The 24,804-nt window shown below is 65.3% G+C and carries 23 protein-coding genes; 8 read left to right on the top strand and 15 right to left on the bottom strand.

Annotated features, from left to right (window positions below; translation table 11 throughout):
• Positions 1-28 precede the first annotated feature (28 nt).
• Positions 29-1,528 carry an L-piperidine-6-carboxylate dehydrogenase gene (gene amaB / locus NCR39_RS17880; protein ID WP_250453403.1) on the bottom strand — a complete coding sequence of 500 codons (1,500 nt, stop codon included), beginning with the start codon at positions 1,526-1,528 and terminating at the stop codon, positions 29-31.
• 215 nt (positions 1,529-1,743) lie between these two features.
• On the opposite strand from amaB, the gene NCR39_RS17875 reads away from it, so the two are divergent.
• A complete protein-coding gene (locus NCR39_RS17875) occupies positions 1,744-2,346 on the top strand; it encodes a helix-turn-helix domain-containing protein (protein ID WP_250453402.1) in 603 nt (200 codons plus the stop codon).
• On the opposite strand, the gene NCR39_RS17870 is transcribed toward NCR39_RS17875, so the two are convergent.
• The 9 genes from NCR39_RS17870 to NCR39_RS17830 all read right to left on the bottom strand — a co-directional run bounded on the left by NCR39_RS17870 (position 2,343) and on the right by NCR39_RS17830 (position 10,814).
• On the bottom strand, positions 2,343-3,200 hold the full coding sequence (locus NCR39_RS17870) for a phytanoyl-CoA dioxygenase family protein (RefSeq protein ID WP_250453401.1): 858 nt from the start codon (positions 3,198-3,200) through the stop codon (positions 2,343-2,345). The genes NCR39_RS17875 and NCR39_RS17870 overlap by 4 nt on opposite strands.
• A 41-nt stretch (positions 3,201-3,241) precedes the next feature.
• Complete coding sequence (locus NCR39_RS17865) at positions 3,242-3,526, bottom strand: type II toxin-antitoxin system RelE/ParE family toxin (RefSeq protein WP_250453400.1); 285 nt, start codon at positions 3,524-3,526, stop codon at positions 3,242-3,244.
• Complete coding sequence (gene relB, locus NCR39_RS17860) at positions 3,523-3,720, bottom strand: type II toxin-antitoxin system RelB family antitoxin (protein ID WP_250453399.1); 198 nt, start codon at positions 3,718-3,720, stop codon at positions 3,523-3,525. Before relB ends, NCR39_RS17865 begins: the two co-directional genes overlap by 4 nt.
• A 94-nt stretch (positions 3,721-3,814) precedes the next feature.
• Entirely contained in the window at positions 3,815-4,675 is an 861-nt protein-coding gene (locus NCR39_RS17855) for an IclR family transcriptional regulator (RefSeq protein ID WP_250453398.1), read from the bottom strand.
• Between the two features lie 56 nt (positions 4,676-4,731).
• Positions 4,732-5,550, bottom strand: coding sequence for a sugar phosphate isomerase/epimerase family protein (locus NCR39_RS17850; RefSeq protein ID WP_502800241.1), 819 nt, complete (start codon positions 5,548-5,550; stop codon positions 4,732-4,734).
• Between the two features lie 14 nt (positions 5,551-5,564).
• Complete coding sequence (locus tag NCR39_RS17845; RefSeq protein WP_250453396.1) at positions 5,565-6,176, bottom strand: NIPSNAP family protein; 612 nt, start codon at positions 6,174-6,176, stop codon at positions 5,565-5,567.
• Positions 6,173-7,921 (bottom strand): FAD-dependent oxidoreductase, encoded by a 1,749-nt coding sequence (locus NCR39_RS17840; RefSeq protein WP_250453395.1) that lies wholly within the window; start codon positions 7,919-7,921, stop codon positions 6,173-6,175. Before NCR39_RS17840 ends, NCR39_RS17845 begins: the two co-directional genes overlap by 4 nt.
• On the bottom strand, positions 7,918-9,687 hold the full coding sequence (locus NCR39_RS17835; protein ID WP_250453394.1) for an FAD-dependent oxidoreductase: 1,770 nt from the start codon (positions 9,685-9,687) through the stop codon (positions 7,918-7,920). Before NCR39_RS17835 ends, NCR39_RS17840 begins: the two co-directional genes overlap by 4 nt.
• 89 nt (positions 9,688-9,776) lie before the next feature.
• The gene (locus NCR39_RS17830) at positions 9,777-10,814 is read right to left on the bottom strand and encodes a Gfo/Idh/MocA family protein (RefSeq protein ID WP_250453393.1); all 1,038 of its coding nucleotides are present in this window, start codon (positions 10,812-10,814) and stop codon (positions 9,777-9,779) included.
• 190 nt (positions 10,815-11,004) lie between these two features.
• On the opposite strand from NCR39_RS17830, the gene NCR39_RS17825 reads away from it, so the two are divergent.
• A complete protein-coding gene (locus NCR39_RS17825) occupies positions 11,005-11,832 on the top strand; it encodes a shikimate dehydrogenase family protein (RefSeq protein WP_250453392.1) in 828 nt (275 codons plus the stop codon).
• Between the two features lie 220 nt (positions 11,833-12,052).
• Positions 12,053-12,526, top strand: coding sequence for a hypothetical protein (locus NCR39_RS17820; protein WP_250453391.1), 474 nt, complete (start codon positions 12,053-12,055; stop codon positions 12,524-12,526).
• Positions 12,527-12,848: 322 nt separating this feature from the next.
• Here NCR39_RS17820 and NCR39_RS17815 read toward each other — a convergent pair whose 3' ends face one another.
• On the bottom strand, positions 12,849-14,114 hold the full coding sequence (locus tag NCR39_RS17815; RefSeq protein ID WP_250453390.1) for a hypothetical protein: 1,266 nt from the start codon (positions 14,112-14,114) through the stop codon (positions 12,849-12,851).
• A 561-nt stretch (positions 14,115-14,675) separates the two neighbouring features.
• Between NCR39_RS17815 and NCR39_RS17810 the strand changes: the two genes are divergently transcribed.
• Positions 14,676-15,155 carry a hypothetical protein gene (locus tag NCR39_RS17810; protein ID WP_250453389.1) on the top strand — a complete coding sequence of 160 codons (480 nt, stop codon included), beginning with the start codon at positions 14,676-14,678 and terminating at the stop codon, positions 15,153-15,155.
• 14 nt (positions 15,156-15,169) lie between these two features.
• Here NCR39_RS17810 and pdxY read toward each other — a convergent pair whose 3' ends face one another.
• On the bottom strand, positions 15,170-16,051 hold the full coding sequence (gene pdxY / locus NCR39_RS17805; RefSeq protein WP_250453388.1) for a pyridoxal kinase PdxY: 882 nt from the start codon (positions 16,049-16,051) through the stop codon (positions 15,170-15,172).
• 444 nt (positions 16,052-16,495) lie between these two features.
• Between pdxY and glgC the strand changes: the two genes are divergently transcribed.
• The 4 genes from glgC to NCR39_RS17785 all read left to right on the top strand — a co-directional run bounded on the left by glgC (position 16,496) and on the right by NCR39_RS17785 (position 21,651).
• A complete protein-coding gene (gene glgC / locus NCR39_RS17800; protein ID WP_250453387.1) occupies positions 16,496-17,770 on the top strand; it encodes a glucose-1-phosphate adenylyltransferase in 1,275 nt (424 codons plus the stop codon).
• A gap of 96 nt (positions 17,771-17,866) precedes the next feature.
• Positions 17,867-19,330 carry a glycogen synthase GlgA gene (gene glgA / locus NCR39_RS17795; protein WP_250453386.1) on the top strand — a complete coding sequence of 488 codons (1,464 nt, stop codon included), beginning with the start codon at positions 17,867-17,869 and terminating at the stop codon, positions 19,328-19,330.
• Positions 19,331-19,384: 54 nt separating this feature from the next.
• A complete protein-coding gene (locus NCR39_RS17790) occupies positions 19,385-20,185 on the top strand; it encodes an SDR family oxidoreductase (protein ID WP_250453385.1) in 801 nt (266 codons plus the stop codon).
• Between the two features lie 29 nt (positions 20,186-20,214).
• The gene (locus NCR39_RS17785; protein WP_250453384.1) at positions 20,215-21,651 is read left to right on the top strand and encodes a dihydrolipoyl dehydrogenase; all 1,437 of its coding nucleotides are present in this window, start codon (positions 20,215-20,217) and stop codon (positions 21,649-21,651) included.
• Between the two features lie 69 nt (positions 21,652-21,720).
• On the opposite strand, the gene NCR39_RS17780 is transcribed toward NCR39_RS17785, so the two are convergent.
• The 3 genes from NCR39_RS17780 to NCR39_RS17770 all read right to left on the bottom strand — a co-directional run bounded on the left by NCR39_RS17780 (position 21,721) and on the right by NCR39_RS17770 (position 24,775).
• Positions 21,721-22,077 carry a hypothetical protein gene (locus NCR39_RS17780; RefSeq protein ID WP_250453383.1) on the bottom strand — a complete coding sequence of 119 codons (357 nt, stop codon included), beginning with the start codon at positions 22,075-22,077 and terminating at the stop codon, positions 21,721-21,723.
• Positions 22,078-22,340: 263 nt separating this feature from the next.
• The gene (gene mmsB, locus NCR39_RS17775; RefSeq protein ID WP_250453382.1) at positions 22,341-23,225 is read right to left on the bottom strand and encodes a 3-hydroxyisobutyrate dehydrogenase; all 885 of its coding nucleotides are present in this window, start codon (positions 23,223-23,225) and stop codon (positions 22,341-22,343) included.
• A 17-nt stretch (positions 23,226-23,242) separates the two neighbouring features.
• On the bottom strand, positions 23,243-24,775 hold the full coding sequence (locus NCR39_RS17770; RefSeq protein ID WP_250453381.1) for a CoA-acylating methylmalonate-semialdehyde dehydrogenase: 1,533 nt from the start codon (positions 24,773-24,775) through the stop codon (positions 23,243-23,245).
• Between the last annotated feature and the right edge of the window lie 29 nt (positions 24,776-24,804).

Raw genomic sequence — 24,804 nt, 5'->3', positions numbered from 1 at the left:
CGCCCCCGTCGCGAAATAGTTCGAAGCCTTAGCCGAGATTGAAGTCGATGCCCTGCGCCAGCGGCAATGCCGACGAGTAGTTGATCGTATTCGTCGCGCGCCGCATGTAGGCCTTCCACGCATCGGAGCCGGACTCGCGCCCGCCGCCGGTTTCCTTTTCGCCGCCGAATGCGCCGCCGATTTCCGCGCCGCTCGGCCCGATGTTCACGTTCGCGATGCCGCAATCGCTGCCCGATGCGGACAGGAAGCGTTCGGCCTCGCGCAAGTCGGTGGTGAACGCGCACGACGACAGGCCGTGCACGGCGGCATTGTTCGCGGCGATGGCGTCGTCGAAATCGGTGTAACGCATCACGTACAGAATGGGCGCGAAGGTTTCCTTCAGCACGACATCGCTTTGCGCCGGCATTTCGACGAGCGCGGGCCGCACGTAATAGCCGCCTTCGCAGCCCTCGACCGGCACGCGCTCGCCGCCGAACACCTTGCCGCCCTCGCCCTTCGCCTGCTCGATTGCATCTTGCATGCGAGCGAACGCCTGCACGTCGATGAGCGGCCCCATCAGCACGCCGTCTTTCAGCGGATTGCCGACCGGCACCTTCGCGTAAAGGTCTTTGAGGCGCGCGACGGTATCGTCGTAAATCCTGTCATGGACAAACAGACGCCTGAGCGACGTGCAGCGCTGCCCCGCCGTGCCGACCGCCGAGAACAGAATGCCGCGCAGCGCGAGATCGCGATTGGCCGACTGAGAGACGATGCCCGCGTTGTTGCCGCCGAGTTCGAGGATCGAGCGCCCGAAGCGCCGCGCCACTTCCACGCCCACCGCGCGGCCCATCTCCGTGCTGCCCGTCGCGCTGACGATGTCCGACCGCTTGTCCGCGACGAGCTGCGCGCCGACGTCCCGGTCGCCGATGATGACCGACGCGAGTCCTTCGGGCGCGTCGCCGAATTCGTCGATGGCGTCGCGCAGAATGCGATCGACGGCGAGCGCCGTGAGCGGCGTCTTCTCCGAAGGCTTCCAGATCACCGCGTTGCCGCAGACGAGCGCGAGCGCCGCGTTCCACGACCACACGGCGACCGGAAAGTTGAACGCAGAAATGATGGTGCAGACGCCGAACGGATGCCACGTCTCCGCCATGCGATGCCCGGGGCGCTCGGACGCGATCGTGAGGCCGTATAACTGCCGCGACAGGCCGACGGCGAAATCGCAGATATCGATCATTTCCTGCACTTCGCCCAAGCCTTCCTGAAGAATCTTGCCTGCTTCGAGCGACACGAGCCGGCCGAGCGCGGCCTTCTTTTCGCGCAGGCGATTGCCGAGCAGCCGCACGAGTTCGCCGCGACGCGGCGCGGGCACGTTGCGCCAGGCGGTGAACGCGGTGCGCGCTTGCGCGAGCGTTGCATCGACTTGCGCGGACGTGTGGCGCTTCACGCGTCCGATGACATCGCCCGTGATCGGCGACGTCGCCGCGATGTCGCCGTCCGCGACGAGACCGGCAATGCCGAGGTCGGAAAGAATCGATTGAACGTCCACGATGAGAGTCTCCAAAAGCTGAAGCGGTTTCGCGTGTTTCTGATCAGAAACTTTTCGCTGGTCGGAGAGACTATACGCGCCGTTTCCGCCGCTCACAATGCAGCCAATATTCGGGTTTTCTCGGATTAAAACGCATGCAAGGGCGCGCCGTCCGGCGTGCATCGCCGATGTTATTATCGGAAACAAAGCGCTCCGTCACTAATGAACACCATCGCATGAACAACCCGACCGAACCTTCTCTCGCCGATCTCGGGCGCCGGGTGAAACAGGCGCGCGTCGCGCACGACCTCACGCTCGAAAGCGCCAGCCGCTTGTGCGGCGTGTCGCGCTCGGCGCTCTCGAAGATCGAAAACGGGCTGATGTCGCCGACCTTCGACGTGCTGCAGAAAATCGTGCGCGGCTTGCGGATCGATCTCGGCGAGCTGTTCGGCAGCGGCAGCGCGAGCGCACCGAGCGCGAACGGCCGTCGCGCGCTCACGCGTCGCAACGAGGGACAGCGTCACGCGTATCGCGGGTATCAGATGGAACTGCTCGCCACCGACCTTGCGCACAAGGCGATGCTGCCGTTTCGCATCCGCATTTCGGCGCATACGCTCGACGCGTTCGATGACTGGGGCCGTCACGAAGGCGAAGAATTCCTGTACGTGATCAGCGGCAGCGTGTGCCTGTATTCGGAACTCTATGCGCCGACGCATCTGAACGCGGGCGACAGCCTCTACTTCGACAGCCGCACCGGCCACGCGGCGGTTTCGACCAGCGAGGAAGACGCCGAAGTGCTATGGATGGCCACCGGCGGCGGTGCGCCGCCCGCTGCTTAATAGCGCTTTGCGTTCGTGCGGCCTTCGGCGTTCGTCGCCTTGTCGATCGCTTCGAGGTTCTGCGGATACGGGTAGTTCAGTCCGAGCAACTGCCGCATCGTTCCGCTTGCGCGCTTCACGAATGCTTCGCCGACCATCGCGCGCAGGTCTTCCATCGGCTTCACGAATTTCGGCAGATACTGGATAAGCACGGCGCTGCGGTCGCGCGTGCTGTGGTTCGGCATCGCGCAATGCCATGTCGCGCCGAAGAAGACGATCGCATCGCCCGGTTCCGCTTCCATGCGCATCGCGCGTTCGTAGAAGCGGTCATGTTCATTCGGATACCGAAGCATATGCTGAGTGTGCGGCACGAACGCCGTCGCGCCGGTCTCGGCGGTGAAGGGATCGAGCGGAATAGTCACTTGTGCGTTGAGCGGAAAGCTCGTGTTGATGCCGGCCGGAAACGTGCCGGGCATGTGATAGTCCCAGTACGGATAGTCGATGTGCGGCTCCTGCCCCGGCCCGCCCGGCAGAATGCGGTTCGCGGCGATCGATCCCATGATGAAGTCGTCGCCCAGAAAGGCGCGCATGGCCGCGACGATCCGTTCCTCTTCGGCCATCTGCGAGAACACCTCGCCCTTCGCGAGCAGATTCCACACGCGGCGCTGCAAGTGCAGCTTTTCGTCCTGCGCCGCCTGCCCCTGAAAATGCGTGACCGTCTGCGCGCGATCGTCCGAATGCGCCATGACGATTCGTCGCGCTTCGTCGATTTGCGCCGGGCTGAAGAGGCCGCGCACGCAGAGGGCGCCGGGGCCGTTGAGAAGCGCATCGACGGTGAGTTCGGGGGTGAACGACGCGGGATCGACTCGTTGCACGGCTGTCTCCTTGGCTGCGCATGTGAACGCTCAAGCGTGCTTCAGTCGAACGGGTAACGCTGGCGCGCGTGCACGACGTTGACGACTTCGAGCACAGCATCGATCACGCGATAAACGACGATGTAGTTAGGGTGAACGACGATCTCCCGCGTACCCGCAATTCGACCGGGCCTGAAAAGCTCCGGAGCGAGCGCGGCGGCACTGGGCGCGGCTTCGATTCTCTCCTTCAGCGAGCGTGCCGCCGTGGGACTGTGTTCTGCAATGTACCGAATGATTTCGCGGATATCTGAACGTGCTTCGTGGGTCCACAAAACCTGCAGCGTCAAGCAGCCCTCTCGCGACGGCGTTTCTCCGCGGCATCGATGATTGCATCGAGTTCGTCCATGACCTCGTCATGTCCAAAGCGCGGCCGAGTATCCGCCATCGACCGCTGCACTTTTGCGCGATACCACTTGTCGTAAGCCTCGGCTTCTTCGACAGATGCGAACTCGGACACGGTGGGATCGAACGGATTGGTCATTTGAATATCTCGGCTGCTCATGAAACCCATGATACTGCAGGGTTGACAGTCACGTCGCCTCTGCCGTTCGGCCAATTCGTCCGATTCGACCGCCTCAAACCGCCGCTTTCCGCTTCTTCCCCGCCGCCTGCGCCGGCTCCGTCGCTGCGTCCGTCGCCACGTCCTTCACCGCGGGCCGCTTGAAGTACGGCGAGCTCAACGTCGCCGCGCCCATATCCGACGCCGCCTCCAGCAACGCGGGCGCAAGCTCCTTCAAACGCGCATCGGGCAGGCGGCTCGTCGGTCCGGCGAGGCTCACCACGCCCACCACCGCGCCCGTCACCGGATGATGAATCGGCGCGGCCATCGACGTCATGCCGGCCTCGTACGTTTCGCTCGCGATGCCGTAGCCGCGCTTTCGCGCCGCCTGCAAATCCGCGAGGAATTGCTGGATCGTCTTCGGCGCCTTCGGGCCGCCTTGCCCCGGCTTGCCGAGGCCGCCCTGCTTCGATACCAGCGCGAGCGCTTCCTCATCCGACAGCGACGACAGCCACGCCTGCCCGCTCGCCGTGCAATGCAGCGGCGGCTGGCTGCCCATGTCGGGGTCGTAACGCAGGCCGGACTTCGCGCCCTGCGCCTTGCCGACGAACGTGATGTGATCGTCCTCGACGACACCCAGCCGCGCCAATTCCCCCGACGCCGCCGCGAGCCGGTCGAGCACCGGCTGCGACACGTCGAGCACGCCGCCCGTCGACAGATAGATCAGCGCGAGCGACACGAGCTTGAGCGCGAGCATGTACTCGCCGTGATCCTCGTCCTGACGCACATAGCCTTCGTCGATCAGCATGGCGAGCAGCCGATGCGTGCCGCTGCGCGGAATGTTGAGCGTATCCGCGATGGTCGCAAGCGGCATGCGCCCGCCGTTCTTCGCCAGCAGTTCGATGATCGACAACGCGCGCTCGAGATTTCCTGCCATCTTTAGTTCTCGTTTGAATTACCGATTCGAATGAGAACACGATTCCACCACGGAATTCAACCGTAGACTTCGCCGAGCACGGCAAGCGTCGCTTCGCGCAGACGCTTCGCGCGTTCGAGCGCGGTCGCGGTCTTCGCCCATTCGTCCATCGGCGCTTCGACGGAAAGCGGCAAATCGTCCGGCAACGCCCGCAAAATGCCCGCGAGATCGATGCCGCCTTCGCCCGGAATCATCCGCGCGCAACGCGCCTGATGCAGCAAGGTCGCGAGATCGGCCGGGCGCTCGGCGGGCGCATCGCAGAATTGCAGATAGCCGAAGTGCTCGCGCGGCAGCGCACGCAGCGCGTCGACGGACGATCCCGCGCGATCGAAATGAATCGGATCGACGATCAGCCCGGTGTTCGCGCGCCCCGCCGCCTTCACGATGCGCGCGCCCTGCACGATGTCCTTCACATCGGTCCATGGCATCGGTTCCAGCGACGGCGCGAGTCCGTATGGCTTCGCGATATCGCACAGTTGCGCGAGCCGGTCGGCGGTGCGCGCCTCGTCCGGATCGTTGCCCGCGACGAGCACGAAGCGCGCGCCCAGCTCGGCGGCGGTGTCGAGCATCGGCGCGTAGCCGGCGACGTCCGTGTCCGGCTTGAGCCGCAGGATTTCGGTATCGAGCACGCCGATTCCCGTGTCGCGCAACGCCGCGAGCGTTTCGCGCTTCAGTGGCGTCGCGCCGATGATCTCGTGCCGCACTTCCGTTTCCGTCGCCGGCAGAAGCCGCAGGCCGACGAAATCGTAGCCGGCAAGCGCCGCGCACTCGACCATCTGCGGCGGCGTCAGTTCGAGCACCGTCAGCGCGGAAAGGGACAGCTTGCGTGATGACATCGTCATGTCGGACCTCAGCGCAGCGGCGAAAACGGCGCGGGCACGTAGATGGTCGATTCCATCGTCGTGAGATGCGCCGGCCCGCCCTTCGGCGGCCAGACGCCGTCCTTCACCGCCTCGGCGCGAATGCGCGAGCGCTCGTCCACGCTCTTGTACGGCCAGATGTTCAGAAAACGCGGCACGGTGCCGTCGAGCGCGAACATCGCGCCGATCAGCGGCGAACGCTGCGTGCGCTCGGGCACGGCGTTGCGCCACGCGTCGATGGTGTGCTGAAGGCTGCCGAGCTTCGTGCCGTAGACGCGCATCTCGTAGATGCCGCCGTGCTCGGCGGGCTGAATGGGCGGCAGGAACGGAAAGAGCGCGTAGCTGCTCACTTCGACATCGGTGATGAATTCGCCGCAGCCGAACGGATTGCCTTCGAGCAAAAGCCGCTTGCGTTCGCCGATCAGCGCCGCCTCCGATTCGAAGCCGCGCAGCACCATGACCTTGCCGAGCGCGCCGATGTCCGAATACCAGCAGCCGAGCAGCGTGGTGCCGGGTTGCGCGGCGCTCGCCTGGATGTTTTCGAAGACTTGCGCGTTTGTGCCGATTTTGACGGTGAGCGTGACCGTGTCGTACAGATTCATGGGAACGTCCTTGCGTGATTGAGTGATGAGAGTTCCGCGTCTTCGCCGGCTTCGGCTTCGACCGGCCGCGCGAGATCGTGTGCCGCGAGATAGCCGAAAGTCATCGCCGGGCCGAGCGTGATGCCGCCCGCCGGATAGTGGCCGCCCATCATGCTGGCGGCGTCGTTGCCGACGGCGTAGAGGCCGCGAATCGGCGCGCGCGTCGCGTCGAGCACACGCGCGCGGGCGTCGGTGGCGAGTCCCGCGAACGTGCCGAGGCTGCCGGGCAGCACCTTCACCGCGTGAAACGGACCATCGACGATCGGCGCGACACACGGATTCGGCTTCTGCGATGCATCGCCCTGTATGCGGTTGTAGGGCGTCGAGCCTTTGTGGAACTGCGGATCGCGGCCGTCCCGCGCGTGCGCGTTGTAGGCCGCGATGGTTTCGCTCAACGCGTGCGCATCGATGCCGCATTGGCGGGCAAGCGCATCGAGCGTCGGCGCGGATTTCAGATAGCCGGAGCGCTCATAAGGATGCAGCGGGAACGGAAACGGCTTCGCCGCGCCGAGGCCGTAGCGCCGCTGAAAACGATGATCGCAGACGAGCCACGCGCACACTTCCTCGGCGGGAGGCGTGGCATCGATCAGCGCGGCGACGAAGTCGTGATAAGACGACGCCTCGTTGACGAAGCGCTTGCCCGCGCGCGTCACCGCGATCACGCCCGGCTTCGCCCGCTCGATGAGATGCGCGAACGCGACGGCATCGCCATCACGTTTCGGCGCGAGCGATACGGGCGCCCACGCCGCCGGCGCTTTCAGCGAGGCATCGAAATGCGCGCCGGCCGCTTCGCCGATGCGCACGCCATCGCCCGTATTGCTGCGCGGCGCGGCGGACCAGTGTTCGTCGCCCGACGGCGTGTAGGCGAAGCTCTGCGCGCGCCGCGCCTGATCGTGTGGATAGCCGCCGCACGCCAGCACGACGCCTCGCCGCGCAATCACTTCATGCGGCACGCCTTCGATCTCGACGCGCGCGCCCGTCACGCGCGCGCCATCGCGTATCAATTCGACGGCTTTTGCGCGCGTCATGAGCTGCACGCCGCGATCCGCCGCCGACTTGAGCAGACGCGCGACGAGCGCATTGCCGTTCACGAGATGCATCGAGCGGCCATGGCGCAGCTTGTGCATCGCGAAGGCGGCGAGGCGCTTCGTCACGTGCCAGGCGGAACGCGGCGACCGCGTCGCGTTGAAGAAATGCGCGAGGTCTTGCCCGGATGCGATCGCCATTCCGCTAATCGTCATCTCCAAGAGCGGCGGCCGCAGCTTGTCGATGAGCGGACCGAGCGCGCGCCCATCGAACGGCATCGCGCAGACGGAACGCCCGCCGCTGCCCGCGCCTTGCGTCGTGTGGAAATCGGGGATGCGGTTGCCGTCGATGAAACGCATCGACGTATTGCGTTCGAAGAAGTCGATCATGCGCGGACCGTGTTCGATCAGCGCGTCGGCTTTCGCGGCGTCGTAGCGCGCGCCGAGTTCGTTGCGCAGATAGGTGCGCGGAGCATCGGCGGTTTCGACGATGCCCGCGCGCATCGCGAGCGGATTGCGCGGAATCCACATCCATCCGCCCGACCACGCGGTCGTGCCGCCGAACACGTCTTCTTTCTCGCAGACGATCACGGAGAGGCCGAGCGCCGCGGCCGTGACGGCCGTGGACAAGCCGCCCGCGCCCGAGCCGAGCACGAGGACGTCGCAGTGCAATGTGTTCATGGCGTTTGCTCGTGCGCTTCTTGCTGCGCTTTCTTGTGCGATTCCCGCTCCGGCGACTTCGCCCGCGCCGCCGCATGCCGCGCGGCCAGATACGCGAATGCAAGGCCCGGCCCGAGCGTGATGCCCGGCCCCGGATAGACGCCGCCCATCACCGATTGCATGTCGTTGCCGCAGGCGTAGAGGCCGGCGATCGGCTCGTCGTCGCGATCGAGCACGCGCGCGTCGGTATCGGTGACGAGTCCCGTCGCCGCGCCGATGTCGCCGGGATAAAGCCGCACCGCATAGAACGGCGCACGCGCGATCGGGCCGAGGCACGGATTGGGACCGCTCCAGTTCGCGTCGCCGTTCGCGCGCTGATAGTCGGTCGTGCCGCGCTGAAAGTCCGGATCGACGCCCGTTTGCGCATATCGATTGATGCGCGCGACGCTATCCGCGAGTCCCGCGCCGTCGATGCCGAGCTTCGACGCAAGCATGGCGAGCGTGACGCCCTCGGTGAGATAGCCATCGTCGATGAACGGCTTCAGTCCTTTGCCGCCCGGCCGCACCATGCCAAGACCGTACTTGCGCAATCCTTCGGAATCCGTAACAAGATACGCGGGCACGGACGGATTCGTTCGATGCGCCTCCTGCATCGCGATGCCGAACAGGTGATACGACGTGTTTTCGTTGAGAAAGCGCTTGCCGCTTTTATCGACGACGATCATCCCCGGCTTGCCGCGATCCATCAGAAAGTGCGGGAACACGGCGGTCGTGCCGTCGGCGCGCTTGCGCACGGAAACCGGCGCCCAGAATGCATTCGACAACGCGCCTGCGCCGAAACGCCCGCCCGCTGCCAGCGCAAGATCCTGCGCGCCGCCCTTGTGCCCCGGCGCGCCCGGACACCATGCGGGATCGGCGCCCGGCAGCATGTCGGCGCGACGCGCGGCGTGACGGTTGAAGCCGCCGCTCGCGAGAATCACGCCGCCCGTCACCGCGATGCGCCGGCGTTCGTCGCCCTGAACGAGCGTCACGCCTTCGATGCGGCCCGCGCTCACATGCAGCGTCTCGACGGTCGTGCGCGTCAGCACCGGCACGCCGCGCCGTTGCAACGAATACAAAAGGCGGCCGATCAGCGCGTTGCCCATCACGAGCCGCATGCCGCGCGGCGCGCTCATGCGGTCGCGTGCGTGACGTGCCAGCAGTTTCACCGCATGTTTCAGCGACGCGAATGATTTCGTCATCCCAAGCAGATGCGCGACATCGTCGCGATCGACCATCATGCCGCCGAGCACGGTGAATTCCGGAATCGGCGGACGGATGAGCGCGAATGCGCGGCCGAGCTTGCGGCCATCGAACGGCAGCGGTTCCAGCGCGCGGCCGCAGAGCGTCGAGCCTTCCAGTTCGGAGAGATAGTCGGGATGAAACGGGCGCGCGCGGTATTTCACGTCCGAATTCGCTTCGATGTGCGCGACCGCCTTCGGTCCGGCATCGAGGAAAGCGCGACGCATCGCGGCGCTGCTGCGTTCGCCGACAGCGCGATCAAGAAAGCGCTCCGCGACCGTCCGCGAATCGGCGGGATTGACGCTCGCCATGTGCATCGACGCGGGAATCCACGTCGTGCCCGCCGAAAACGCCGTCGTCCCGCCGACGAATTCCGTGCTCTCGACAAGCAGCACGCGCGCGCCGTCGATCGCCGCGAACAGCGCCGCCGACATGCCCGCGCCGCCCGCGCCGACCACCACGACATCGAACTCCGTACCGCTCAGACTCGCCAGCGTCTCCACCATCTTTCGCTCCTCTCTCGGAACTTGATTTGATGTTGGAATGCTATTCCACTATCGGAGCACTTGCCAAGCGTTTTTTCGCGATGCCCTCGTCAAAAAGCCGGCGCGACAGGCGCACGCTCCCGCGCCGACCGATGCACCGCGAGCGTCGCGTCGAGCGTGCGCGCGCCGTCATCGCCGGAACAAAGCGGCGTCTCCTTGCGGTCGATCACCGCCGCGAAATGGCGCAATTGTTCGTGGTACGGGTCGCCCGCGTGGGGCGCGGTGCGCTCGGCGGTCAGCGGATCGTGCCAGCCCTTTGCCGCGCGATACTCCCAGACATCGAGCTGGGGCAACGCGAGCGACGCATCGGTGCCGGAAATGAAATGCGTGTTCACGCTCTGCCGCGGATAGTGCGCCGCCTCGCCCGCCGCGAGATCCCAGTTCCACGGCGACACCGCGCAATCGGAGACCGTCAGCGTACCGAGCGCGCCGTTCTCGAAACGCAGCAGCACGGCGGCCGTATCCTCGACTTCGAAGCCGCGCACCGCGTTCGACGTCAGCGACTGCACTTCGACGATCTCGCCGAGCAGAAACCGCATCATGTCGATGTCGTGGATCAGGTTGATCAGCACCGGTCCGCCGCCCGCTTTCCTGCGCCAGTCGATCTCGAAATACGGATCGGGCTTGTAGAACGTGGCGAGCGCGTTCGCCGATACCGCCCGCCCGATGCGCCCGCTCGCCACGATCTCCCGCGCGCGCCGGAGAATCGGGCTATGCCGGCGGTGATGCCCGACCAGGAGCGGGACGCGCGCGTGCGCGGCGGCATCGACGAGAATGCGCGCCTGTTCGACCGTGTCCGCGATCGGCTTTTCGATCAGCACCGCGATGCCGCGCTCGATGCACGCGAGGCCCGCTTCGACGTGCGTTGCGTTCGGCGTCGCGACGATCACGCCATCGGGCTTTTCGGCGTCGAGCATGGCGTCGATGGTCGAAAACCAGCGCGCGCCGTGCTCCTGCGCGATCGACTGCGCCGCCGCCGATGGGTCCGCCACCGCAATGACTTCGCAATCCGGATGCAAACGCGCGCGCTCCATGTGCATGCGTCCGATCGCGCCCGCTCCTGCTACTGCCAGCCGTTTCTTGCTCATGCGCATGCTCTCCTCGATTCGTGGATTTCGACGAAAAAGACGGTTAGTTGCTTCGTCACTGGAATGGCTTTTGTTGAATACTATTCCATTTTCAACTACAGTTTCACCGACGCAGCCCACAAATTTTTTCAATTGGCAACGTGCGTTCGCTGGAGCGATCCGCGAGCGCCTCACGGGAGACAGTCGAAGCATGGCGCAGGACACAACCTTTTCCGCATCGCTGGATGCGGGCTTGAGCGGCGCGACACGCGTGTACTTCATCGTCGGCGATCCGATCGCGCAGGTGCGCTCGCCGTCCGGCGTCACCGCGGCGTTGCGCGCGGCCGGGCGCGACGCGATCGTGATTCCGGCGCACGTCGCCCCCGCCGACCTCGACGCGTTCTTCGAAGGCGTCACGCGGATGCAGAACGTCGACGGCGTCATCATCACGGTGCCGCACAAGTTCGACGCGACGCGCCATTGCCGCACGCTCGCCGCCGAATCCGCGTTCCTCGGCGCGACGAACATGCTCAGGCGCAACGCGGACGGCACGTGGCACGGCGGCATGTCGGACGGCGTCGCGATGGTCGCCGCGCTCCGCGACGCGGGCTGCGAGCCGGAAGGCAAACGCGCGCTGCTGATCGGCGCGGGCGGCGCGGGTTCGGCCATCGGTCATGCGCTCGTCGACGCGGGCGTGGCGTCGCTCGCCATTCGCGATTTCGACGCCGCGCGCACGAACGCGCTCGCCTCGCGGCTGGCGTCGTTGGGACGCGGCGCGGTCGGCGTCGCCGATGACGCGGGCGCGGAAACCTACGACATCGTCGTGAACGCGTCGCCAGCGGGCATGCGTCCCGGCGATCCGCTGCCGGTCGACGTATCGCGCCTCGCACCCACGACCTTCGTCGGCGATGTGGTGACCAAGCCGCCCGTCACGCCGTTCATCGAGGCCGCCCGCGCGCGCGGCTGTCCGACCGTCACCGGCACGCAGATGTTCGGCCGCGTGTGCGATGCGATCGTCGACTATCTGCTGAAGGACTGAGCCTGCGCAAAGCCGCGCCGGGAATCGGAGCAATCTGGTTCAAACGCCCCGCGCGATGCTGCACCATAGCGCCGCGCAATCGTCCCCTCGGGAGCGCACGCCGGCCTCGGCTTGCATTGGAAGCCGCCCTTTCACGGGCGGCATTTTTTTGTCCGACGCCACGAGCGCCCGCGCCGGCGCGAGAAGAAACGAGGGTCAATCACGGGTCAACGAAGCTCTCATGAATTCCAACCAACGCATGTTCAAACGCGCGGCGCGGGCAGGCGTCGCGGCCGCCGCGCTCACGTTGCTCGCGGCGTGCGCGAGCGGTCCGGGCGCATCGGCCGCGATTCCGTCCGATGCCGCGTTCGCCAACGGGCGCGTCATCGGCAAGCAATATCTGACGACGGTCGTGGCCGGCGCGCCTTCCTCGTCCGGGCCGACGGTCGGCGTCGGTGCGGGCGGCATCGGTGGCGGAGGCGGCGGCGGATGGAGCGGCGTCGGGGCCGGCGCGGGACTGAGCTTCGATCTCACGAGCCTCTTCGAGAAAAGCCCGGAGCAGACGGCTAAGGTCTATCGCTACAGCATTCAGATGCGCGACGGCGCCAGGCGCGACATCGACAGCACGCTGGATCTGCCGGACGGCGCGTGCGTGACGACGATCGATTCGACGCAGCCGGGTTATCCGCGACTGGTGGCATCGAACGAATGCTGAGTCTTGCCGACGAAAGCGCAACGGTTGGGGCCGGCGTTTTGTGGATGCATCTCATGCGTCACGCGCCGATGCCGCGACGTGTCCACGCATCGGCATAATCGGGCCGAAACGAAACGCACTGCTTCAAACAGACGATTGAGCCGGTTCCACGCGTTTGCCATACTGAGTCGCATCCGGTTGTCTCCTCACGCGTCCGTCCCCGACCGGGACAGTCTCGCAACGGACGCGCTCTCGCCGCCTCCCCGGGCGGCTTTTTTTTGCGCAAAGAAAAAGCCGCCGTTGGAAACGGCGGCTTCGTGCGGCATCGACTACAACGCGTGGCTTATTGCGGCTCGTACCACGAGTACGTCGGGAGCGAAGTCACCGGCGTGCCGATCTGCAAGGTGATATCGCGCAGCGAATCCAGTGCGATATCGCGCGGATCGCCCATGTAGCGGCGCACATCGCCGTTGTCGTTGATATAGACGACCACATCGCCCTGGAAGCCCGCGACATTCGTGAGGGTCAGCGGCTGGCCCCAGATGTCGAAGAACTGACCGAGCGTGAAGCGCTTGTCGTTCGGCGTTTCGATGTGGATGATCCCGGTGTTGTCGTGCGTGTGCAGCTCATAGTTGCACGACCCCGGCAGGCCGATGCTCTTCGGCAGCGCGAGCTGTTGCCCGTTGTTGAAGATCGCCAGATGCGAGTGCACGTGGAACGTCTCGGTCATGCCTGCCGCGCAGACCACGCCGTCCACCGTTGCCCCGTTGCCCGCCGCGGTCGGGCCGTCCGGCCAGGCCGAGGTGCCGACGATGCCGCCGTACACCAGCGTGATGGGGGTGGTGTTGAACGGCGGCGGATCGGTCCACGCGTAGGTGGGAATCTGCGAGAGCGGCGTGCCGACTTCGAGCGTCACTTCACCGTTGCGCGGCAGCACGAGGCTCGACAGATCGCCGGTGTATTGCGTGAGCGTGCCGCCCGTGTTCACCCATGCCGTGACCGGTCCCGTGATGCCCGCGACGTTCGTCGACGAGAGCGTTTGACCCCACACGGAGAAGAACTGGCCGAGCGTGTACTGCGTGTTGGTGCTCGAATCGATGCGGATCTTGCCGCTGGCATCGTCGGTATGAACCGGATAGACGCATCCGCGCTGGAAGTTGAGGCTCGAATCCACCGTGCCGATGTTCGCCGGCAGCGCGAGCTGCTTGCCGTTCTGATAGATGGAAAGATGCGAGTACGTGTACGACGGGCCCGCCGTTGCGCACGTGAGCGCGCCCACGGCCTGGCCCGTGCCGCCGGAGGGCGAGCCAGCGGGCCATTGCGCGGCGCCGAGCGTGGTGCCGTCGATGACGGGCGTCGCGGCGGCGAGCGTCGGCGTGGTGTTCGCCGCGGGCGTGCTGGCGCCGGAAGGCGAGCTGGCAGACGACGGCGAGCTTGCACCCGCAGGCGAACTGGCCGCCGAGGGCGAGCTTGCGCCCGTTGCCGGCGCGCTCGACGAGGTCGTGCCGTTATTCGAACCGCTTCCGCCGCCTCCACAACCGGCGAGAACGGCGAGCGCAGCCGCCGAAGCGATTGCGCTCATCCAATAGGCATACTTTCCTTCTTTCATGTCTCAACTCCGCTTTTTCGTTAATGAAACTCTTCTGGCGAAGCGCGCTTTTTAAACGCGCGACGCATTAGACGGCATGCGCATGCATGCCTTGTCTGCGTGAATCGAGCACACTGGCAAAACCCGAAAAACGGCATAAGACAGACGAAACGATTCGTTTCGCTCCGGGCGCGGGTCTAATGCACGCAAGTTTTGCCGTGTATGGCGTTGGCATGCGGTCGATTTATCCGATGCATGCCGAAGGCCACGGGACAACGCCCTCGCGGGCGCGGGTTAATCTCGACTAAACGATAATTAAGCTGATACGCGTTACGGCGAGTAAATCGCCGGTGAGCGAAGCGTAACGTTCCGGACTCGTCATCGCAAGTGGAACTGTCGCTGTATTTCAACGCGAATCCGATTAAACGCGCATTAATCGTTCATATGTTCAGATTAAAACTCGTCGGAAGACAAAACAAAGTATTAATCCGCAATTCTTCGGCAAGTGCTAATTGACAGCATCGACAGCAACATGAAAGCATGCGCGGCGCAGTCTCCTCATTTTCGACCGGAGCGCCCGTCATGATCTTCCACGCGTCCATTCCCGCCCGCGATCCGAAGCACGTCGCGCACGTGCTCGCCGAACTGTGGGACGGCTTCGCCGCGCCTTTCTCGCCTTTCCCCGACGCATGGATGGCCGTGGCCGGCGACGATCGCGGCAGCATCATCGAGGTGTATCCGGGGAATCGCGTCATCACGCCGGGCGGCGGTCACGAGACGAGCGTGAGCTATGGCGCGGGGTCGGTCGAGCGCCCGCAATACAGCGCGTTCCATATGGCGATTGCGACAAAGCTGAGCGCGGCGCAAGTGCTGGAAATCGGCGAGCGCGAAGGATGGCGCGCGGTGCAATGCACGCGCGGCAACGATTTCTTCGATGTGATCGAGTTCTGGGTCGAGAATTCGACGATGCTCGAATTCCTCACGCCCGAGATGCAGGCTCAGTACCTTGCCTTCGCCACGCCGGAAAACTTCAAGGCGATGGCGGCCGCGGCGGTCGCCTGAGTTTGGCGCGCGTTTCAGCCGCGCCGCACGATCTCGCCGCCCGTCACGCGGATGGCGGGAAAACGGTCGGTCGGCTTCGCTATTTCGTCCTGCGAAGCCACGATCTCCAGTTCGTAGCGGCCCGCGTCGTACGTTGCCTTCACGACCGCATTGACTGCCGCGAGCGTATGTTCGAGCGCGTTGCGCAGCGAATCGCCGAGCAGCGTGCGCGCGACGAACACCGCGCTCGTCAGGTCGCCGACGCCGACCGGCTGGCGCGCGAACGGATACAGCGGACGCTGCGCGAACCAGGCTTCGCTCGGGCTGACGGCGAGCATGTTGAACGTATCGGCGCGACTGTTGCGATCCAGCAGATGCTTGACGAGCACGATGCGCGGCCCGCGCGCGATCACTTCGCGGCAGGCATCGACGGCTTCTTCCACCGTTTCGATGCTGCGCCCGACGAGTTTTTCGAGTTCGGTGTGGTTGGGCATCATCGCGTCGGCGACTTCGGGCATGGTCGTGACGAGAAAGTCTTCGATGCCCGCCGCCACCGTGCAGCCGCCCGTCATGCCCATGACCGGATCGCAGAAGTACATCGCACGCGGATTCACCGCCTTCACCATCTTCACGATTTCGACGACCGCGCGCCCTTGCTCCGTCGCCCCGAGATAGCCCGACAGCACGGCGTTGCAGCGGCCCAGCACGCCGATCGCGCCGATGCCGTCGATCACGCTTTGCAGCTCGTCGGCATCGAACACGCTGCCGGTCCAGCGGCCGTATTGCGTGTGATTGGAGAACTGCACCGTGTTGAGCGGCCACACGTTGACGCCGAGCCGCCGCATGGGAAACACCGCCGCGCTATTGCCCGCATGCCCGAAGACGACGTGCGACTGGATACTCAGGACGTTATTCATATTGCGATTCCAGGGCGAGGCATGGGCGGTGACGGATGACTGTCGGGCTCGACAGCGCGAGGCGTGCTCCGCGGAATGGCTCCGCGGACGTGCTTCGTATTGTGCCGTGCCGCGACGCAATGCGGCACGGCCCGCTCGTTATAAATTGCGCCAACGCAATCCGCGAGTCGCGCGCCTGCAACAACGCCGCGCACCGCGACGGCACGGTGCTTGCTCCATGGGTCGCGGATGCGATGCACTCGGCCGCTTGCGGATGATCCATCGCGCGCGCCATCGATAAAAATTCGAACGACTTCAGCACACGAATCCGAATGCGCGCCGGATAATGCAACGACTGACCACGACTGCAAGCGCTCGCCTCCGGCGCCCGCGCACAGCCATCACACGAGGACTCCCGCACCACTCACACGACATCAACAGACGCAAGTCAAATCAGGAGCTGACATGGAGACGCCGTCTAAGAATCGCACCGATTTGCAAAAGTCGACCCTCGCAATCGTCCTTGCCGGCGGGCGCGGCACGCGTCTCGGGCCGCTCACGGACAAGCGCGTGAAACCCGCCGTGCACTTTGGCGGCAAGTACCGCATCGTCGATTTCGCGCTGTCCAATTGCCTCAACTCAGGCATCCGCCGCATCGCGGTCGTCACGCAGTACAAGGCGCATTCGCTGTTGCGCCATCTGCAGCGCGGCTGGGGTTTCCTGCGCGGCGAGTTCAACGAGTTCATCGATATCTGGCCGGCGCAGCAGCGCGTCGATTCGAGCTGGTATCGCGGCACCGCCGACGCCGTGTTCCAGAATCTCGACATCATCCGGTCGATTTCGCCGCAGTTCATCATCGTGCTGGCGGGCGATCACGTCTACAAGATGGACTACACGCGCATGGTGCTGGATCACGTCGAAAGCGGCGCGGACTGCACGGTCGGCTGCATCGAGGTGCCGCGCATGGAAGCGACCGCGTTCGGCGTGATGCACGTCGACGAAAACCGCCGCGTCACCGACTTCCTCGAAAAGCCCGCCGATCCGCCCGCGATGCCGGGCAAGCCCGATATCGCGCTGGCGAGCATGGGCATCTACGTGTTCAGCGCGAAGTATCTGTATCACCTGCTCGAGGAAAACATCGCGGCGTCGAGCACGGATCACGATTTCGGCAAGGACATCATCCCGCGCGTGGTGACGAGCGGCCGCGCGATCGCGCATCCGTTCAGCATGTCGTGCGTGACGTCCGACGCCGATCCGAACGCGCCCGCGTATTGGCGCGATGTCGGCACCGTCGATGCCTACTGGGCCGCGAATCTCGATCTCGCCTCAACCATTCCGCAGCTCGATTTGTATGACCGCAACTGGCCGATCTGGACCAATCAGGAGCAGTTGCCGCCGGGCAAGTTCGTGCGCGACCTGAACGGCCAGCAAGGCGCGATCACCAATCTGCTCGTGTGCGGCGGCTGCGTGATATCGGGATCGCAGGTATCGAAGTCGGTGTTTTCGTCGGCGGTGCGCGTGCATTCCTTCTGCAACATCAACGAGGCGGTTCTGTTGCCGCAGGTGACCGTCGGGCCGAGTTGCCGATTGCAGCGCGTCGTGGTGGATCGCGGGTGCACGGTGCCGGAAGGGCTCGTGATCGGCGAGGATCCGGACGACGACGCCGCGCGCTTCTTCCGCACCGAATCGGGCGTCACGCTGGTCACGCGCGAAGCGCTCGCGCGGCTCGCGCAGCGTTAGCCATCGCAGGCTGCGTTGCCGTCATGACGTAGCTGGCCGGATCACGACGCGCGATCGTCGGCTCCGGCCGATTTTCACTTTGCCCCTGGAGCGCCGATGACCCTATGCGTGCTGCACGTCGCAGCAGAAATGTTTCCGCTGTTGAAAACCGGCGGTCTCGCCGATGTCGCCGGCGCGTTGCCGCCCGCGCAATCGCAATTGGGCATGGACGTGCGCGTGGTGCTGCCGGGCTTCCCGGCCGTGCTCGCGGGCTTGTCCGATATCGAGCCCGTCGCCGATCTGGGCGCGGCGTTCGGCGCCGGGCAGGTGCGGCTCGAACGCGGCGTGCTGAAGCCGCATGGCATCGTGGTGTACGTGGTGCGCGCGGATGCGTTCTATGACCGCCCCGGCAATCCTTATCTCGATGCCGCGCATCGCCCTTACGCGGATAACGATCGCCGCTTCGCGCTGCTCGGCTGGAGCGCGGCGCGCATCGCAACCGGCGCCGATCCCGGCTGGAAGCCGCACATCGTCCACGCGCACGACTGGCACGCGGGCCTCGCGCCCGCGTATCTGCGCGCGTTCGAACGCGGCGGCGCGGCGCGCGTCGCCAGCGTCATGACCGTGCACAATCTCGCGTATCAGGGCGTGTTCCCGGCATCCGAATTCGGCGTGCTCCAGTTGCCCGCCGACTTCTACGCCGTCGATGGCGTCGAGTTCTACGGTCACGTTTCCTTCCTGAAGGCGGGCCTCTTCTACGCTGACCGCATCACCACGGTCAGCCCGACCTACGCCCGCGAGATTCAGACGCAGGCGCACGGCGCGGGACTGCACGGCCTGCTGCAAACGCGCACGCACGACATCAGCGGCATTCTGAACGGCGTCGACTATACGATCTGGAGCCCGACGATCGACGACGCCATCGCGTCGCGCTACACCGCCGCGAAGCCGTCCGGCAAGAGCAAGTGCAAGGAGGCGCTGCAAGAACGCGTGGGCCTCGCGCGCGACGACGACGCCCTGCTCTTCGGCGTCGTGAGCCGTCTGACCGAGCAGAAAGGGCTCGACTTGCTGCTTTCGGCGGTGCCGGATATCGTGCAGCGCGGCGGGCAGCTCGTCGTGCTCGGCACCGGCGACCCGGCGCTCGAAACCGGCATGAAGAACGCGGCGGCGGCGCATCCGGGCGCGGTCGCGGTCGTGCTCGGTTTCGACGAAACGCTGTCGCACTCGATCATCGCGGGCAGCGACGTGGTGATGGTGCCGTCGCGCTTCGAGCCGTGCGGCCTCACGCAGTTGTACGCGCTCGCGTACGGCGCGTTGCCGCTGGTGCATCGCGTGGGCGGACTGGCCGATACCGTCGTCGATTGCTCGCTCGAAAATCTCGCCGAAGGACTCGCGACCGGCTTCGTGTTCGACAACTTCGACCGCGCGGGCATTGTCGCGGCGATCCGCCGGGCATTCGCGCTCAAGGGACGCCGCACCGAATGGAAGGCCGTCGTCAAGCGCGCGATGTGTCAGAACTTCGGCTGGGAAGCGGCGGCGCTGCGGTACGCGGAGGTGTATCAGGGGCTGCTCGGACCTTGAGCCGGGCGCGTCACTTGCTCGTCCGGGGAGATTCACACGACCCCGGGAACAGTCATGCAAAAAGCTCTCGCAGGCCAGATCGCGCTCGTGACGGGCGCGAGTTCGGGAATCGGCGCGGGCGTCGCGAAGGCGCTCGCCGAGGCGGGCGCGCACGTCGCCATCAACTATCACTCGCACGCGGAGCCGGCCGAAAAGCTCGCCGATGAAATCGCGTCGCTCGGCGGCGAAGCGCTTCCGGTCGGCGCGGACGTCTCCGACGAAAACGACGTCGACGCCATGTTCGACGCTGTCGTCAAGCGCTTCGGCACGGTGGATATCGTCGTCGCGAATTCGGGGTTGCAGCAGGACGCGGCGTTCGCCGACATGTCGCTCGCCGACTGGCGCAAGGTGATCGAGACGAATCTCACGGGCCAATTTCTCACGGCGCAGCGCGCGGTGCGCGAGTTCCAGCGGCGCGGGCCGCGTTCCGTCTCGAAGGCGCTCGGCAAGATCATCTGCATGAGTTCCGTGCACGAAGTCATTCCGTGGGCGGGACACGTGAACTACGCGGCGTCGAAGGGCGGCATTCAGATGATGATGAAATCGCTCGCGCAGGAAGTCGCGCCGCAGCGCATCCGCGTCAATTCGATCGCGCCCGGCGCTATCCGCACGCCGATCAACGAGGACGCGTGGGCGTCGAAAGAAGCGATGGACCGGCTGCTGACGCTCGTGCCGTACGGGCGCATCGGCGAAGTGGACGACATCGGGCGCGCGGCGGTGTGGCTCGCGTCGGACGATAGCGATTACGTCGTCGGCACGACGCTTTTCGTCGATGGCGGCATGACGCTTTATCCCGCGTTCGCCGGCAACGGCTGAATCGCACGAATACGACAACGGGGGCGAACATGAAAACGATAGAAGTCGATGTCGCCGTGATCGGCGCGGGCACCGCCGGCATGGCCGCGTTCCGGGCGGCGCGCGATGCGGGCGCGAACGCCGTGCTCATCGAAGGCGGCGAGCTGGGAACGACGTGCGCGCGCGTCGGCTGCATGCCGTCGAAGCTGCTGATCGCCGCCGCCAACGGGCTTCACGATGCGCGCGCGCTCGGGCCGCGCGGCATCGAAGGCGGCGAGGCGCTCGCGGCCGACTCCGCCCGCGTGATGGACTACGTGCGGCGCGAGCGCGATCACTTCGTGGCGGGCGTCATCGAGGAAGCGGAGGCGTTTCCGGACGGCGCGATTCTGCGCGGACAGGCGCGCTTCGAATCGCCGCAGCGTTTGATGATCGGCGACGACACGCGCGTGCAAGCGAAGAGCGTGGTCATTGCGACGGGCGCATCGTCCATGGTGCCCGACGAGCTGAAGGTGTTCGGCGACAAGCTCATCACGAGCGACGATCTCTTCGAATTGCGCGCGCTGCCGAAGCGCATCGCGGTGTTCGGCGCGGGGCCGCTCGCGCTCGAATTGGGGCAGGCGCTCTCGCGGCTGTCGGTCGACGTGTTCATGTTCGGCAAGGGCGGCAGCGTCGCCGCGTTGTCCGACACGCCCGTGCGCGATGCGCTCGCCGCCGCGCTCGCCAGCGAGTTCTATTTCGATCCCGACGCGCATATCGACGGCATGTCGCTCGAAAACGGCCAGCCGACGCTGCGCTTTACCTCGCGCGACGGCGAGAAGCGCATCGAGCGTTTCGACCTCGTGCTTGCCGCGACGGGCCGCGCGCCGAATTTGAAGCCGCTGGCGCTGGATCGCGCGGGCATCGAACTGAACAACAAGGGCGTGCCGCTTTTCGACGAAACCACGATGCAGTGCGGCAAAAGCCCGATTTTCATCGCGGGCGATTGCGACGGCACGCGTCCGTGGCTGCACGACGCCGCCGACGAAGGCAAGCTCGCGGGCGACAATGCCGCGCGCTTCCCGGACGTGCAGGCGGTCGAGCGCAAGGTGCCCTTCTCGATCGTATTTTGCGAGCCGCAGGTGGCGATCGTCGGCGCTTCGTATGACGAACTCGAGAAGCAGATGACCGTGACCGGCGAGGCGTCGTTCGAGACGCAGGGCAGAAGCCGCGTGATGCGGCAGAATCGCGGCCTGCTGCACGTCTATGCCGACGCGAAGACCGGCACGCTACGCGGCGCGCAAGGCTGCGGTCCGGCAATGGAACATCTCGGACATCTGCTCGCGTGGGCCGTGCAACTGAAACTGACGCTCGACGACATGCTGAAGCTGCCGTTTTATCATCCGGTCGTGGAAGAAGGCTTGCGCACGGCGCTGGAAGATGCCGACAGGAAGTGCTACGCAGAGCGATCCGCGAAGCCGCCCGCCATGCCGAGCGCAGCGGGTTACTGAATTCGCGCGCAGAAAGAAAAAAGGCCGGCTGCGCGCCGGCCTTCGTCGTTGCAATTTCGCCTGAGTTAATCAGCTTCCGCTCAAGCCATATTGCAGTGCGAGATCGAAGCCGAGCACGACCATCGAGCAGAAAAGGCCCGCCAGCAAATTCGCCAGCCGATGGCCGACATCCTTATGCCGAGTCAGCACGGCCCCCGCGAGAAACGCGATTTCCACGATCACCTGCATCGCGAATACGGCGATCATCAATGCGAACTCATAACCCATCGCGTTGAAGTTGGTGAAGTTGAATCCATTCACCGCGACCCACGATCCCACTCGCCACGCTTCGTATGCCAATAGCAGCAACGGAAAGAAATAGCTGGCGACATAAGTCGGCACGGTGGCGTGCCGCAATTCCATGTTTAAGTGACGTGTGACTTGCATCGCGTACTCCTCGTTTGATCGCCCGAAAGGCCGGGCTTTTCGCCTGCGTCGGAGGCGCGCGCAGCGTCGTTATCAAGGCGCTTAATTCAACGACACACGCGCGTCGTGCTTTCAGAATAGGACATTTTTTGGGAAAGCGAATCATCGTATTCCCGATCATTCCGCCCGATAAGCGAGTCCGCGATGCGTTGTGCAGTGCAGCTTAATAAAAGGGCTAAATACTCATATCGAATCGGCACGCACGTGCGTGCCGTATCGCGCACTTATTCTTTTCCGTATAACTTGATAATGCCTGAAAAATCGAGTCCGCCGAGGCCCTGCTGACTCATCGATTGATACAACTGCTGCGCCAGCGCGCCCATGAAAACGGGCTGCTTCGCGCCGCGCGCGGCATCGACGGCGAGGCCGAGATCCTTCAGCATCAGATCCGCGCCGAAGCCGCCGCTATATCCGCGCGACGCAGGCGCCGTCTCCACGATGCCCGGATACGGATTGCACGTGTCGGCGCTCCAGCATCGGCCTGTCGACGTGTTGATGATGCTCGCCAGCTTCGCCGGGTCGATGCCGAGTGTTTCGCCGAGCTTCATCGCTTCCGCGACGCCGATCATCGAGACGGCGAGCAGCAGGTTGTTGCATATCTTCGCAATCTGCCCGGTGCCGGTTTCGCCGCAACGCACCATGTTCTTGCCCATGCCGCCGAGCACCGGGCGCAGCGTTTCGAAGAGCGCTTCGTCCGCGCCGACCATGAAGGTGAGCGTGCCCGCCTGCGCGCCGACGACACCGCCCGACACCGGCGCATCCGCGAACGGATTGCCGTGCGCGGCGGCCGCTTCGCCGATGAGCTTCGCCGTCGCCGGATCGATCGTGCTGCTGTCCACGAGCGGCACGCCTGCGCGCACGCCCGCGAGCACGCCGTCGTCGTTCAGGTAGACCGCTTTCACGTGCTGCGCGGCGGGCAGCATGGTGATGACGGCTTCCGCGCTTTCCACCGCTTCGCGCGGCGATGCGGCGAGCGTCGCGCCGGCATTTTTCGCGGCCTCCAGCGCGGGCGCGGACAAGTCGAAGGCGGTCACGGCGTGCCCCGCTTTCAGGAGATTCGCCGCCATCGGGCCGCCCATGTGGCCTAAGCCGATAAAACCGATTTGCATCGTCATTCCTCCGTCGTTTATCGCAGCGAAATCGTCGTGTTCACGCCGTCGTTCACGGTCGCGTCGTCGAACCAGCGCGCGGTCACGGTTTTCGTCTGCGTGTAGAATTGCACGACCTGCTTGCCGTACGGCCCCAGATCGCCGAGTTTCGAGCCGCGCGAACCCGTGAAGCTGAAGGTCGGCACCGGCACCGGAATCGGAATGTTGATGCCCACCTGGCCGATGTCGATCTCGCTCTGGAACTTGCGCGCCGCCGCGCCGCTCTGCGTGAAAAGCCCGACGCCGTTGCCCATCGGATTGCGATTGACGAGCGCGATGGCGTCGTCGAGCGTCGCCGCTTCGACGATGCACAGCACCGGCCCGAAAATCTCCGTCTTGTAGACGGTCATGTCGGTCGTGACATCGGAAAAAATCGTCGGGCCGATGAAGTTGCCGTTCTCGTAACCCGACACCGCGATCCCGCGTCCGTCGAGCGCGAGCGTCGCGCCCTCGTCGACGCCCTTCTCGATCAGCCCAAGAATGCGTTCCTTCGCCGTCCGCGACACGACCGGCCCGAGGTCCGCGCCCTCCTCCACACCTGCATTGACCTTCAGCGACCGCGCGCGCTCGACCAGGTCCGGCAGCCATTCCTTCGACGCGCCCACGAGCACCACCACCGACGTCGCCATGCAGCGCTGCCCCGCCGCGCCGAAGCCCGCACCGGCCAGCGCGTTGAGCGTCTGCTCCTTGTTGGCGTCGGGCAGCACGACGGCGTGATTCTTCGCGCCCATCATCGATTGCACGCGCTTGCCGTGCTGGCTCGCGAGGTTGTAGACGTGCGTGCCGACAGCCGTCGAACCGACGAACGAAATCGCCTTGATATCGGGATGCGTGCAGAGCGCATCGACGACATCCTTGCCGCCGTGCACGACGTTCAGCACGCCCGGCGGCACGCCCGCCTGCATCGCCAGTTCGACGAGTTCCATCGTCGACAGCGGGTCCTGCTCGGACGGCTTCAGCACGAAGGTGTTGCCGCAGACGATCGCCATCGGGAACATCCAGAGCGGGATCATCGCGGGGAAATTGAACGGCGTGATGCCCGCGCAGACGCCGATCGGCTGACGCAGCGTGTAGGTATCGACGCCGCCCGCGACGTTCTCCGCGAATTCGCCCTGCTGCAGCGTGCCGATGGAACACGCGTGCTCGACCACTTCGAGGCCGCGGAAGATGTCGCCTTCCGCGTCCGCGAGCGTCTTGCCCTGCTCCGCGGTCAGCGTCTCCGCGATCCGCTTCATGTTCTGCCGGACCAGATCCTGAAAGCGGAGCATGAGCCGCATGCGCACGCCGAGCGGCGTCGTGCGCCACGTCGCGAAGGCCGCTTGCGCGGAGGCGACGGCGGCGTTCACTTCGTCCGGCGTCGCGAACGGCACGCGCCCCACGGTTTCCTGCGTCGCCGGATTGACGATGTCGCGCCAATCGCTCGTCTTCGAATCGACGAACTCGCCGTCGATGAGCAGCTTCGCGGTGCGCACGCGCGCGCGCTGCGCCGGTTGTTCAGCAGCGATATTCACGGATGACTCCTTGGGGATCAATGCGAAAA

Origin of the sequence: Caballeronia sp. ATUFL_M2_KS44, from assembly GCF_023630965.1 — a bacterium.
In the GTDB taxonomy this organism is placed as follows: Bacteria; Pseudomonadota; Gammaproteobacteria; order Burkholderiales; family Burkholderiaceae; genus Caballeronia; species Caballeronia concitans.
The sequence above is the reverse complement of the archived record's forward strand: the minus strand, read 5'-3'. Positions and strand labels throughout refer to the sequence as shown.

What these genes read in the sequence shown, in the direction of transcription:
- glgA (WP_250453386.1), top strand. Translation starts at nt 17,867, where the DNA reads ATGACCCTATGCGTGCTGCACGTCGCAGCAGAAATGTTTCCGCTGTTG.
- glgC (WP_250453387.1), top strand. Translation starts at nt 16,496, where the DNA reads ATGGAGACGCCGTCTAAGAATCGCACCGATTTGCAAAAGTCGACCCTC.
- NCR39_RS17855 (WP_250453398.1), bottom strand. Translation starts at nt 4,675, where the DNA reads ATGGCAGGAAATCTCGAGCGCGCGTTGTCGATCATCGAACTGCTGGCG.
- NCR39_RS17850 (WP_502800241.1), bottom strand. Translation starts at nt 5,550, where the DNA reads ATGTCATCACGCAAGCTGTCCCTTTCCGCGCTGACGGTGCTCGAACTG.
- mmsB (WP_250453382.1), bottom strand. Translation starts at nt 23,225, where the DNA reads ATGCAAATCGGTTTTATCGGCTTAGGCCACATGGGCGGCCCGATGGCG.
- NCR39_RS17845 (WP_250453396.1), bottom strand. Translation starts at nt 6,176, where the DNA reads ATGAATCTGTACGACACGGTCACGCTCACCGTCAAAATCGGCACAAAC.
- NCR39_RS17830 (WP_250453393.1), bottom strand. Translation starts at nt 10,814, where the DNA reads ATGAGCAAGAAACGGCTGGCAGTAGCAGGAGCGGGCGCGATCGGACGC.
- pdxY (WP_250453388.1), bottom strand. Translation starts at nt 16,051, where the DNA reads ATGAATAACGTCCTGAGTATCCAGTCGCACGTCGTCTTCGGGCATGCG.
- NCR39_RS17790 (WP_250453385.1), top strand. Translation starts at nt 19,385, where the DNA reads ATGCAAAAAGCTCTCGCAGGCCAGATCGCGCTCGTGACGGGCGCGAGT.
- NCR39_RS17820 (WP_250453391.1), top strand. Translation starts at nt 12,053, where the DNA reads ATGAATTCCAACCAACGCATGTTCAAACGCGCGGCGCGGGCAGGCGTC.
- NCR39_RS17780 (WP_250453383.1), bottom strand. Translation starts at nt 22,077, where the DNA reads ATGCAAGTCACACGTCACTTAAACATGGAATTGCGGCACGCCACCGTG.
- relB (WP_250453399.1), bottom strand. Translation starts at nt 3,720, where the DNA reads ATGACCAATCCGTTCGATCCCACCGTGTCCGAGTTCGCATCTGTCGAA.
- NCR39_RS17785 (WP_250453384.1), top strand. Translation starts at nt 20,215, where the DNA reads ATGAAAACGATAGAAGTCGATGTCGCCGTGATCGGCGCGGGCACCGCC.
- NCR39_RS17875 (WP_250453402.1), top strand. Translation starts at nt 1,744, where the DNA reads ATGAACAACCCGACCGAACCTTCTCTCGCCGATCTCGGGCGCCGGGTG.
- NCR39_RS17840 (WP_250453395.1), bottom strand. Translation starts at nt 7,921, where the DNA reads ATGAACACATTGCACTGCGACGTCCTCGTGCTCGGCTCGGGCGCGGGC.
- NCR39_RS17815 (WP_250453390.1), bottom strand. Translation starts at nt 14,114, where the DNA reads ATGAAAGAAGGAAAGTATGCCTATTGGATGAGCGCAATCGCTTCGGCG.
- NCR39_RS17810 (WP_250453389.1), top strand. Translation starts at nt 14,676, where the DNA reads ATGATCTTCCACGCGTCCATTCCCGCCCGCGATCCGAAGCACGTCGCG.
- NCR39_RS17835 (WP_250453394.1), bottom strand. Translation starts at nt 9,687, where the DNA reads ATGGTGGAGACGCTGGCGAGTCTGAGCGGTACGGAGTTCGATGTCGTG.
- NCR39_RS17825 (WP_250453392.1), top strand. Translation starts at nt 11,005, where the DNA reads ATGGCGCAGGACACAACCTTTTCCGCATCGCTGGATGCGGGCTTGAGC.